We start from the raw sequence: 11,130 nt of genomic DNA, 5'->3' as shown, positions 1-11,130 counted from the left end.
GCCCTGCCGCATCCGAGACCCCAGGTCAAGCACGCTTTTCGCTTGACCTGGGGTCTCGGATGCGGCTGCCTCAGGTGCGATGCGACGGGAGGGGCACACCACCCCAACGCAACCCACTACGAAACGAAACCACCCAAGGGCCCCTCTTTGAGCTGAGCCGGGGTCCGGGGCGGAGCCCCGAGCACGAAAGCCGCCGCGTCAACACAAACGCAACCCACCACAAAAGCCACCGCGTCAACACAAACCGGCAGCCAACATGCCGAAGGGGCGCCCCCGACCACCGGGAACGCCCCTCCAACACACCACTCAGTAGGTAGGCAGCGAGGGATCAACCTCCCGAGCCCAAGCCAGCACGCCACCACCAACATGCACGGCGTCCTTGAACCCAGCCCGGTGCAAAGCAGCAAGCGCCTCAGCCGACCGCTGCCCAGACTTGCAGTGCAAAACCAGAGGCTTGTCCTGAGGCAGCTCCGCAAGAGCCTCCCCGGACAAAATCCGATCCTTCGGAATCAACACAGACCCAGGAATCCGCACGATCTCGAACTCGTGCGGCTCCCGCACGTCCACCAGCACGAAGTCCTCACCGGACTCCTGCTTGTGCTTGAGCTCCAACGGCGTGATCGTGTTCCCGGCCGCCGCGTTCACAGCCTCATCGGACACAACCCCGCAGAACGCCTCGTAGTCGATCAGCTCGGTGATCTTCGGTGAGTCAGGGTCCTTGCGGATTCGGATGGTCCGGTACGACATTTCCAACGCGTCGTACACCATCAGACGCCCGAGCAACGGCTCACCGATACCGGTAAGCAGCTTGATCGCCTCGGTAACCATGATCGAACCGATGGACGCGCACAGCACACCCAGCACGCCACCCTCGGCACACGACGGGACCATGCCGGGAGGCGGCGGCTCCGGGTAAAGGTCGCGGTAGTTCAGGCCCTGACCGTTGGGCGCGTCCTCCCAGAAGACGGACACCTGGCCCTCGAAGCGGAAGATCGAGCCCCACACGTACGGCTTGCCCAGCAGCACGGCGGCGTCGTTCACCAGGTACCTGGTGGCGAAGTTGTCCGTGCCGTCCAGGATCAGGTCGTAGTCGCGGAAGATGTCCAGCGCGTTCTCGGAGTTGAGGTGCGTCTGGTGCAGCACGACCTTGACGAACGGGTTGATCTCCGCGACGGAGTCGCGGGCGGACTCGGCCTTGGGGCGGCCGACATCGGACTGGCCGTGGATGACCTGGCGCTGGAGGTTCGACTCGTCCACTACGTCGAAGTCGACCACGCCCAGCGTGCCCACGCCCGCGGCCGCCAGGTACAGCAGTGCGGGGCTGCCCAGGCCACCGGCGCCGACGACCAGCACCTTCGCGTTCTTCAGCCGTTTCTGGCCGTCCACCCCGACGTCCGGGATGATCAGGTGCCGGCTGTAGCGCGCTACTTCTTCCTTGGTCAGCTCCGCTGCGGGCTCCACGAGCGGCGGAAGCGCCATCTGGTCCTCCTCGACGAAAAGCAAGTCCCTGGCCAGGACAACAACCACACTGCCTGCTGTCTTCCCGGATGGGAAGTCGTCTCACGAAGCGGGAGGCGCCGGGAACGCGTTCGGGGTGCAGACCTTGCCATCAGCGGGAACGTTGTCCTGGCCCGCGTTGAGCTCGGCCACGAAGTTGTTCGCCACACCGAACGTCTGCTGCATCATCACCGGGGCCGCCGCGCCGTTCTCCGGGCACGGCTTGTGGCCGTTGCCCAGCGCGTGGCCGACCTCGTGGTTGATCAGGTAGTTGCGGTACAGGGCGAGGTCGCCGCTGAACGCCTTCGCGCCGCGCACCCAGCGCGCCACGTTGATCACCACTCGGCCGCTCGGCGGGTCCCAGCAGGAGGTTTCGAACGGGATCTGCGCGCCGCACATCTTCTGCGTCGTCTTCGTCGACGTCAGGCTGATGATGAAGTCCGGGTTCTGGTTCGCCTCGACCTTCTGCAGCGCGATCGTCTTCGTGCCGATCCAGCTGCGCGGGTCCGCCAGGAAGGCGTCGACCGAGTTCGCGAACGCGGCGTCGTCGTTGCCGTAGTCCGCGGCCTTCACGCCGTCCTCGATGGCGATCGCGTACTTCATGAAGTTCGCGGCGTTCGCCTCACCCAGCCGGGGCCCGCTGCCGGGCAGCGCCCGCCACGTGCCCGCGCCGTCGGTCGAGAAGTCCGGGCCCGCGGGCAGCTCGGCGGTCGGCACGTTGAGGTTCTGCTTGGGCGCCTGCACCTCGGTGGCGGCGGGCGGCTTCGACGTCGTCGCCGACGCACTTCCGGGGGTGTCCGACGCGGGCGCTTTTCCGGGCTGCAGGGTGTCCAGCACGACCAGTGCGGTCAGCACGATCAGCACCGGGATCGCGTAGATCCGCCAGCCGTAGTTGGCGACCAGCTTCTTGGCGGGTGTACGCCGCGGCGCCGCGCGGTGGGGGCCCTCCGGCTCCCACGACGCCGCCAGCGGTTCGGCGGTTGTGCGTCGGGCACCACGGCGATAGCGGTCCACCTCGTCCGCTGGTCTCTCGGCTGCCCGGTTCACGCCGAACAGGGTCCCACATCACACAAATGGCCGTCAGGCATCACCATGCGTGTCGATCGAGTGCTTCCCACATCCCCAGAACGGCCCTGGCCACGGTCGCAGGGCGCTCCATCTGGGCGACGTGCCCGGTGCGCGGAAGCACCAGCAGTCGACCGTTGCGCAGCGCTTTCACCGTTCTGGGCGCCTTGTTCACGCTGACCAGCTTGTCCTCGGTGCCCCACACGACCAGCGTCGGCGCCGCGACGCGATGCAGCACCTGCCACAACGACCGGCGCCGCGGCACCAGCCACGCGCGCATCAGCCCCATCGTGCTCTGCCCGAGTGCCGCGGCGGCCCACTTCTGCGCCGCGCGTTCCTCGTTCTCCCGGATGCTCTCCTCGATGCGGTGCTCGGGCACCGTGCCCGGTTCGGCGAAGCAGAGCTTGAGCATCTGGTCCGTGCGCTCGCGCGCGGTGAGCTGCGCCAACTGCTTGCGCACCCGCCTGCCGAGCACCGGCACGTACGCGAGCGGAAGCCGGGGGTCGGACACGCGGCTCAGGTGCGGCCGCAGGTCCGGGACGGCCGGCGAGACCAGCGTGAGCGTCTTGACCAGGTCCGGCCGCTCGGCCGCGACCAGCAACGAGATCGCGCCGCCCATCGAGTTGCCGAACAGGTGCACGGGCCTGTTGAGACGCTCGATGAATCCGATCACCGTCCGAGCGTGCGCCTGGAGGCTGAAGTCGTAGCCCGCGATGGGCTCTGACCTGCCGAAACCTGGTAGGTCGATGGCATAGCCGTGCGCGTGGTTGCTGAGCTGGTGTGCCAGGTCTGTCCAGTTGGTCGACGAGCCCCCCAGCCCGTGCACGTACACCGCTGTTTCGTCAGGCCCAGGTGTCTCCCGGACGTGGATCTCGTGGTCGTCCACCTGGTAGAACGTGCCGGGCCACGGCGTGATGGTGTTGTCCAGTGGAGGCAGGTCCACCGTCGATAGCGTCACTCTGGTCAGGGGGCTCACCTCCCCAGGATGCGGGATCAGGCTCTCAACTGGTTCCCAGAATTGGGCTACTAGCGAGTAAGGTTGCGTTCGCGCTGGGGACGGGGCAACCCCTTTCCCAGTCGGAGATGATCTGCTGGAGGCACCATGACGGAGACAGCCCAGAGCGCACCGGCGGGACGTGGCGTCCGACTGCCACGCACCGCGCGACGTGCTCAACTGCTCGCCGCGGCGCAGGACGTGTTCGTCGCCAACGGCTACCACGCCGCCGCGATGGACGAGATCGCCGAGCGGGCGGGTGTGTCGAAGCCGGTGCTGTACCAACACTTCCCCGGCAAGCTCGAGCTGTACATGGCGCTGCTGGAGTCACACGTCGACCAGCTCGTCGGCCAGGTCCGCCAGGCGATCGCCTCGTCGCCGGACAACAAGCAGCGCGTGCGCGCCACCGTGGCCGCCTTCTACGACTTCGTCGACGGCGAGGGCCAGGCGTTCCGCATGGTCTTCGAGTCGGACCTGCGCAGCGAGCCCGCTGTGCTGGAGGTCGTCGAGCGCGCCACCACCGACTCCGTCGACGCCATCACGGACACGATCACCGCGGACGCGGGCCTGCCGCCGGACCGGGCGCGCCTGCTGGCCGTCGGCCTGGTCGGCCTGTCCCAGGTGACCGCGCGGGCGTGGCTCGCGGACGGTCGCAAGGTCCCCAAGGACGACGCCGTCGCGCTCATCTCGAACCTCACGTGGCGCGGCATCGGCGGCGGTTTCCCGCTCCAGCAGCACTGAACGTGGACGAGGGCCACGTCCCCCCGACGGGACGTGGCCCTCGCTGTTCCACCCTCGATCTCCCCTTGGGGTCACATCAGGTGCGCGATGCGGCCTGCCACGTCGGTGGAACGTTCCAAGGGGAGCATGTGACCCGCACGCGGGTAGATCACCAGTTCGGCGTGCGGTAGCGCCTCGGCCAACGCCCGCGCGTGCCGCAACGGCGTGAGCCGGTCCGCCCCGCCGGCCAGCACGACCGTCGGAATGCCGGCGAGCGCCCGCAACGCCTCCCGCCGCTGATGGGCCGACAACGAGTCGCGGAACCCGCCGAAGCTCGGCCCGTCGCACCGGCCGATCGCGTCGGCCGAGGCGCGGACGTCGGACCACGAGGCCCCCTTGCCGAACAGCCCCACCCGGATGCCGGGACTCATCACCCGCGCGAAGCCGACCGTCGAACGCCGCGCCATCCACGTGCCGAGCAGCCGCTCCACGCGCGACACGGGCGGCAGGTCGCCACAGGACGTGGCCACCAGCGCCACCCCGGACACCCGCTCGAAGACCGCCGGATGCGCCTCCGCGAGCGCCATGATCGTCATACCGCCCATCGAGTGACCGGCCAGCACGATCCGGCCGGTCGGCACCCGTTCGGACAGGACCAGCGCCAGGTCGTCCGCCAGCTCCTCGATCGTCGCCGGCAGTCCGGCGCCGGACGCGCCGTGACCGCGGTGGTCGTACCGGACCACCCGGCCCGGCAACGACGGCGCCACCCGGTCCCACGACGTGTGGTCCAGCGTCCAGCCGTGCAGCAGGACCGCGGTGACCTCGCCGGCGCCGGACTCGACGACGTTCAGCCGATCAAGAACGAGCGACGCCATGCGCGCATCCCCGGCTTTCCGATCATGCCGACCTCGTCCAGGAAGCTGATGATCCGTTCCCCGGCCCACTGCATGGTCTCGTGGAACCGCGGGTTGCCGAACGCCGCGCGACGCGCCTCCCGGGGGTCGAGGCCCACCGCCGAGTACACGGCCGGGTTGATGATCGTCCGGGTGATGTACATCGACACGTTCGCCACCAGCCAGCGCTGGTAGGCCAGCTCCGCGCGGGACAACGACGGCATGCCGCGCACGACCTCCTCGCGCGCGAACCGCACGTGCCGCGCCTCCTCCAGCACGTGGATGCGGTTGACCATGCGCACGAGCGGCTGCACGTTGTCGTCGGCCATCGCCTCGCGCTGCAGCCGGTCGAGGATCTCCTCCGCGACCAGGATGGAGCCGTACATCGCGGGCCCGTACCCGACCGTCGGCAGCAGCTTGCCGAGCCGGTGCACCTGCCGCACCGGTCCGTACGCGGGGCAGCCGACCCGTTCGACCAGGCGCGCGAACATCGTCGAGTGGCGGCACTCGTCCGCGACCTCGGTCAGCGCGTACTGGGCGTGCCGTGACGTCGGGTCGGTGTTGTAGACGACCTTGACCAGCATCTGCATCAGCAGCAGCTCGAACCACAGGCCGACCGACGCGACGCTGGCCAGCTCGTGCTTGGACAGCTCGATCCGTTGCTCGAGCGACAACGACTCGTACATCGGCGTGCCGTACAGCGAGATCCGGTGCTCGGGAACGAAGAACTTCCCGTCGACGAGCGGCGCGGCCCAGTCGATGTCGACCTCGGGGTCGTAGAACTTGTCGGCCGAGGACTTGAGCAGCCTCTCGGCGGTCTTCTCCCGGTCAGCCACCTTCATTGGCAGCGCCTCCCCGACGTAAGTGTTACTTGAGGTAACGGTTACTTCTGGTAGCGTGCGACACATGGCACGCACTGTCAAGGGGCCGGACGCTCGGCGCGAGCGCTGGAAGGGCCATCGCGAGGCCCGCCGGGCCGAGTTCGTCGAGGCCACGATCAGGGCGGTCGCCCGGCTCGGGCCCGACGTCGGGATGGACGACATCGCGGCCGAGGCGGGCGTCAGCAAGCCCGTGCTCTACCGGCACTTCGCGGACAAGTCGGACCTGTACCTCGCGGTCGGGCAGCGCGGCACCGAGATGCTGATGGACCGGCTGGGCCCGGCGATCGCCGAGGAGGGCCCGATCCGCGACCGGATCCGGCGGATCGTCGACGCGTACCTGACGGTGATCGAGGAGAACCCGAACCTCTACCGGTTCGTCGTGCGTGGCTCCTTTGTGGACCGTCCGGTGGAGAAGGATGTGGTCTACGAGGACAAACAGCTCATCGCCTCGAACCTGGCCCGCATCCTCGGCGACTACCTGCGGGCGTTCGAAATGGACTCCGGCGGTGCCGAGCCGTGGGCGCACGCGCTGGTCGGGATGGTGCAGAACGCGGGTGACTGGTGGCTGGACCGCCAGTCGATGTCGCGGGAGAGCCTGAGCGACTACCTGGCCACGATCATCTGGCACGCCGTGGACGGGCTGCTGCGTTCGGCCGGCGTGAAGGCCGACCCGGAACGACCGCTGACCCCGCTGCGATTGGTGGACTGATGAGCGACGAGCATCCGGAAGAGGGCTACACGGGCGAGGCGACGCTCGTCTTCGAGACCGAAGAGGTGCCCGTCCAGGTCGATCTGCGCGGCTTCTTCCAGCCGATCGACGGCCGGTACCACTGGTACGGCCGGATCACCGAGAACGCGCAGGTCACCGCACTGGTGGAGGCAGGCGCCCGGTCGGCCGTGCTGCGCACGCCCGAGGGCGAGGCGACCGGCACCCTGACCGACCCCGACCCCTGGGGCCGCTACCGAGTAGGCGGCATCTCCACGCCCCCGTTCACCCCGGCCTGAACGCTATGAGGGGAGCTTTGCAAGCGCTGACCGCTTGCAAAGCTCCCCTCATGGCAACTGGCTTATGCGGTGAAGCCGACCTTGCGCGAGTCCTGCGGGCCGATCTCCACGTAGGCGACCCGGCTCGCGGGGATCACGAAGCGCGCGCCCTTCTGGTCCACCAGCGTCAGCACACCGGACTTGCCCTGCACCGCGTCGTTCACCAGTGCCTCGACCTCGTCCGGGGTGAGACCGCTGGTCACGACGAGCTCGCGTGGGCTCTCCACGACGCCGATCCTGACCTCCACGCTGACCTCCGTGCGTGCTCAAAAAGACTCTCTGATCGCAAACACTAGCCGAGACCGAGCTGCGACATCCGCCGCGCATGGCTCTGCTGCAGCCGCCGGAAGAGCGCCGCGATCCCGGCGAGGTCGCCGGAGCCGTGCACGATCAGCTCGGCGAGCGGGTCGCGCTCGGCCACCACGTACTGGGCCTGCGTCAACGCCTCGCCGAGCAGCCGGCGGCCCCACAACGCGAGCCGGTCGCGCACCCGCGGATCCGACTCGACCGCCGACAGAACTTCGCGCTCAGCGAACGCGGAGTGGCCCGTGTCGGCGAGCACGGCGAGCACCAGCTCCTTGGTCGGCTCGTCGAGCCACTCGGCCACCTCGCGGTAGAAGTCGGCCGCCAGCCCGTCGCCGACGTAGGCCTTGACGAGTGATTCCAGCCACGATTTCGGCTTGGTGCTCTCGTGGAACGCGTCGAAGCCCTGCACGAACGGCGCCATCGCGTCCTCGACCTTGACGCCCTCGGCCGCCAGGTGCTTCTGCAGCAACGTGAAGTGCCCGATCTCGGCCGCGGCCATCTGCGCCAGCGCGGCGCGGCCGGCCAGCGTGGGAGCCTCTCGCGAGTCCTCTGTCATGCGGTCGAACGCCGAGAGCTCGCCGTACGCGAGCGCACCTAGAAGATCGACAACACCCTCCGCAACACCCATGTGACGAAGCCTAATGGCCAGAAGCGTCTCGCCAGGTAGACTGTGGCCGACGCCCGGCGTGATATAGGGCCCAGCAAGGGCTGGTCCACACGCTGCGCGGCGCATGAATATGGTGCGTGCACACCTTTCCCGCAGCTGTTGAGAGAAGCGCGGTCGAGAGGCCCAGACCAGGGCGGTGCGCGCTGGCTGAGAGAGGCTGATCAACCTGACCGCTGAAGCACATCTCGACCCGGTCGCGCTGGAACACAGCGAGGCCGGAGTACCGGAAGAAGACACGTCGCACCCGCTGCTGGCAGACGCCCCGGTAAGCGACGAAGCCCCCACGTTCGCCGAGCTGGGGGTGCGCCCCGAGATCGTCCGGGCGCTGAACGAGGCAGGCATCGAACGAACCTTCGCGATCCAGGAGCTGACCCTCCCGATCGCGCTCGCGGGCGACGACGTGATCGGTCAGGCGCGCACCGGAACGGGCAAGACGCTCGGCTTCGGCGTGCCGCTGTTGCAGCGCGTCATCACGCCTGGCGACGGCACCCCGCAGGCCCTTGTGGTGGTTCCCACCCGTGAGCTGTGTCTCCAGGTCACCCACGACCTCACCGACGCGTCGAAGCACCTGGGCGTGCGCGTCACGTCCATCTACGGCGGCCGCCCCTACGAGCAGCAGATCGCCGCGCTGCGCAAGGGCGTCGACGTGGTCATCGGTACCCCCGGCCGGCTGCTGGACCTGGCCGAACAGCGCCACCTGGTGCTCGGCAAGGTCCGCAGCCTGGTGCTGGACGAGGCCGACGAGATGCTCGACCTGGGCTTCCTGCCCGACATCGAGCGCATCCTGACCATGGTTCCGGACGAGCGGCAGACCATGCTGTTCTCGGCGACCATGCCGGGCCCGATCATCACGCTGGCCCGCACGTTCCTCAACCAGCCCACGCACATCCGGGCCGAGGAGAACGACGCGGGCGCGATCCACGAGCGCACGAAGCAGTTCGTGTACCGCGCGCACTCGATGGACAAGACCGAGATGCTCGCCCGCATGCTGCAGGCGCGTGACCGTGGCCTGTCGATGATCTTCGCGCGCACCAAGCGGACCGCGCAGAAGATCGCGGACGACCTGGCCGAGCGTGGCTTCGCGGTCGCCGCGGTGCACGGCGACCTGGGGCAGGGCGGGCGCGAGAAGGCTCTGCGCGCGTTCCGCACGGGCAAGGTCGACGTGCTGGTCGCGACCGACGTCGCCGCGCGCGGCATCGACATCGACGACGTCACGCACGTCATCAACTACCAGTGCCCCGAGGACGAGAAGGCCTACGTCCACCGCATCGGCCGGACCGGCCGCGCGGGCCGCACAGGTGTCGCCGTGACGTTCGTCGACTGGGACGAGGAGGCGCGCTGGAAGATGATCAGCGACGCCCTCAACCTCGGCAAGCCCGAGCCGGTCGAGACCTACTCGACGTCGGACCACCTGTTCAGCGACCTGGACATCCCGTCGGGCTCGACCGGGCGGCTGCCGCTCGGCCTGCGCACACGGGCCGGACTGGACGCCGAGCCGGAGGAGAAGCTGGACCGCAAGCCGCGCAAGCGCAGCAGGCGCAGCCGCACCGGCGCGGGTGGTTCCGCCGAGCACGCCCCGACGCCGGAGTCGGGCTCCAAGGAGGAGTCCCGTCCGAGGCGGACGCGCCGTCGCAGCCGCGCGGGCGTCCCGGTCGAGGGCGAGGCCGAGCAGCCGCAGCAGACGTCGGCCGAAACGCCGGCGTCCGACAAGCCCCGCCGCCGTCGTCGCCGGAGGGCCAACGCGGATCAGACCGCGCCTTCGGCAGACTAAGGGCCATGTCTTCCGACATCGCCGACCTCGAGGACGTGCTGGACGACCCCGAAGGCGGGTCAGTCCAGCCACGCCCACCAGCCAGAACGTGGCGAACCAGGGCGGACTACGCCGCGGTGGCACTGATCACCGTCGGCGTACTCGTGGCCGCCCTGGTCGTCTGGCTGAACAGCGACGCGCGCGGCACGACGTCCGTGACGGGCTCGTCGTCCGTCCCGGAGCTCCCGCCGGTCAACGCGCTGCCGCCGTCTCTGGCGGAGGTGTGGCGAATGCCGAGCGACTCGACGCAGACGCCGGTGGTGGTCGACTCCACCGTGGTCACGGGCAACGGCGGCGAGGTGGCCGGCCGCGACCCGCTGACCGGCGAGTCCCGGTGGAGCTACACGCGCGACCTGCAGCTGTGCACGGTGTCGACGGCGTGGGGCCGCGCCATCGCGGCCTACCGCAAGGAAGACAACTGCTCGGAAATCTCCACCCTGGACGGCGCGACGGGCGAACGCCGAGCCCAGCGCAACGGCGACGCCGAGCTGGGCACGCGCCTGCTCGACGAGGGCTCGCACGTGATCACCACGGGCTCGAAGTTCGTTGAGGTCTACCGCCGGGACGACCTGGTGCGCTCCCTGGAGTACGGCCAGCTGCGCGCCATCGTGAACCCCGGCAAGCAACCGCGCACCGGCTGCACTTTCGGCTCGTTCGCGGTAACGGGCGGCAGGTTCGCAGTCCTGGAACGCTGCCCCGACGACGTGGACGACCGCATCACCGTCCTGAAGCCGAACCCGGAAAAGGCCGACGAGCCCAAGGTGTTCGCCAGCGTCGTAGTAGGCACCCACGGCGCCCAGGTGGTGGCCGTGACCGCCCGTTTCGTGGCGGTCGCGCTCCCCAACCCGGCCCGCCTGGTCGTCTTCGACGCCGAGAACGGCGGCCAGCTGGGCGAGTACCCGGTCGACGTCCCGAACAGCGACATCAAGGACCCGGCCGGCCTGGTCACACCCGTCACGGTCACCGCGTCGCACGTGTTCTGGCACACCGGTTCCCGCACCGTGGCGCTCAACACCGAGACGCTGGCTCCGATGTGGACGGTCAAGGACACGCTGGGGCCGGGCACGACGCTGGCGGGCCGCATCCTGATCCCGGTGCGCACCGGCCTGAAGGTCTACGACCAGCAGACCGGCGCCGAGGTCGGCACGATCCCGGTGAACCGCGACGGCTACACCGGCCCGGTCCAGATGGCCACGGTGGGCCCGGTGGTGCTGGAGCAGCGCGGCAAGACCCTGGTGGCCCTGCGCTAGGGG

Annotated in this window: 12 protein-coding genes; 5 read left to right on the top strand and 7 right to left on the bottom strand. The window is 69.2% G+C overall.

Going from position 1 to position 11,130, the window contains the following annotated elements; genetic code table 11:
- Positions 1-306: 306 nt before the first annotated feature.
- The 3 genes from moeZ to QSK35_RS39830 form a co-directional block, all read right to left on the bottom strand.
- A complete protein-coding gene (gene moeZ / locus QSK35_RS39840; protein WP_285753196.1) occupies positions 307-1,479 on the bottom strand; it encodes an adenylyltransferase/sulfurtransferase MoeZ in 1,173 nt (390 codons plus the stop codon).
- An 81-nt stretch (positions 1,480-1,560) separates the two neighbouring features.
- Entirely contained in the window at positions 1,561-2,544 is a 984-nt protein-coding gene (locus tag QSK35_RS39835; protein WP_285753195.1) for a DUF3152 domain-containing protein, read from the bottom strand.
- A gap of 40 nt (positions 2,545-2,584) precedes the next feature.
- Positions 2,585-3,505 carry an alpha/beta fold hydrolase gene (locus QSK35_RS39830; RefSeq protein WP_285753194.1) on the bottom strand — a complete coding sequence of 307 codons (921 nt, stop codon included), beginning with the start codon at positions 3,503-3,505 and terminating at the stop codon, positions 2,585-2,587.
- A gap of 159 nt (positions 3,506-3,664) precedes the next feature.
- On the opposite strand from QSK35_RS39830, the gene QSK35_RS39825 reads away from it, so the two are divergent.
- A complete protein-coding gene (locus tag QSK35_RS39825; RefSeq protein ID WP_285753192.1) occupies positions 3,665-4,297 on the top strand; it encodes a TetR/AcrR family transcriptional regulator in 633 nt (210 codons plus the stop codon).
- A 71-nt stretch (positions 4,298-4,368) separates the two neighbouring features.
- Here the strand turns inward: QSK35_RS39825 and QSK35_RS39820 are convergent, their stop codons facing one another.
- Together QSK35_RS39820 and QSK35_RS39815 are read right to left on the bottom strand one after the other, a co-directional pair.
- Positions 4,369-5,151, bottom strand: a complete 783-nt coding sequence (locus QSK35_RS39820; RefSeq protein ID WP_285753190.1) for an alpha/beta fold hydrolase — start codon at positions 5,149-5,151, stop codon at positions 4,369-4,371.
- Positions 5,124-6,011, bottom strand: coding sequence for an AurF N-oxygenase family protein (locus QSK35_RS39815; protein WP_285753188.1), 888 nt, complete (start codon positions 6,009-6,011; stop codon positions 5,124-5,126). The genes QSK35_RS39820 and QSK35_RS39815 overlap by 28 nt, the downstream gene beginning before the upstream one ends.
- 64 nt (positions 6,012-6,075) lie before the next feature.
- Between QSK35_RS39815 and QSK35_RS39810 the strand changes: the two genes are divergently transcribed.
- Positions 6,076-6,759 carry a TetR/AcrR family transcriptional regulator gene (locus tag QSK35_RS39810; RefSeq protein ID WP_285753187.1) on the top strand — a complete coding sequence of 228 codons (684 nt, stop codon included), beginning with the start codon at positions 6,076-6,078 and terminating at the stop codon, positions 6,757-6,759.
- Entirely contained in the window at positions 6,759-7,055 is a 297-nt protein-coding gene (locus QSK35_RS39805) for a DUF4873 domain-containing protein (RefSeq protein ID WP_285753186.1), read from the top strand. Before QSK35_RS39810 ends, QSK35_RS39805 begins: the two co-directional genes overlap by 1 nt.
- Before the next feature lie 62 nt (positions 7,056-7,117).
- Here the strand turns inward: QSK35_RS39805 and QSK35_RS39800 are convergent, their stop codons facing one another.
- Positions 7,118-7,342, bottom strand: coding sequence for a DUF3107 domain-containing protein (locus QSK35_RS39800; protein ID WP_285753185.1), 225 nt, complete (start codon positions 7,340-7,342; stop codon positions 7,118-7,120).
- A gap of 44 nt (positions 7,343-7,386) precedes the next feature.
- Positions 7,387-8,028 (bottom strand): ferritin-like fold-containing protein, encoded by a 642-nt coding sequence (locus tag QSK35_RS39795; protein WP_285753183.1) that lies wholly within the window; start codon positions 8,026-8,028, stop codon positions 7,387-7,389.
- A gap of 199 nt (positions 8,029-8,227) precedes the next feature.
- On the opposite strand from QSK35_RS39795, the gene QSK35_RS39790 reads away from it, so the two are divergent.
- Positions 8,228-9,838: a DEAD/DEAH box helicase gene (locus tag QSK35_RS39790; RefSeq protein WP_502881779.1), complete on the top strand. Its 1,611-nt coding sequence runs from the start codon at positions 8,228-8,230 to the stop codon at positions 9,836-9,838.
- A 5-nt stretch (positions 9,839-9,843) separates the two neighbouring features.
- Positions 9,844-11,127: an Rv3212 family protein gene (locus tag QSK35_RS39785; protein WP_285753181.1), complete on the top strand. Its 1,284-nt coding sequence runs from the start codon at positions 9,844-9,846 to the stop codon at positions 11,125-11,127.
- Positions 11,128-11,130 lie beyond the last annotated feature (3 nt).

The organism is Lentzea sp. NBRC 105346 (assembly GCF_030269605.1).
Taxonomy (GTDB): domain Bacteria; phylum Actinomycetota; class Actinomycetes; order Mycobacteriales; family Pseudonocardiaceae; genus Lentzea.
This window is presented reverse-complemented; position numbering and strand designations above follow the sequence as displayed.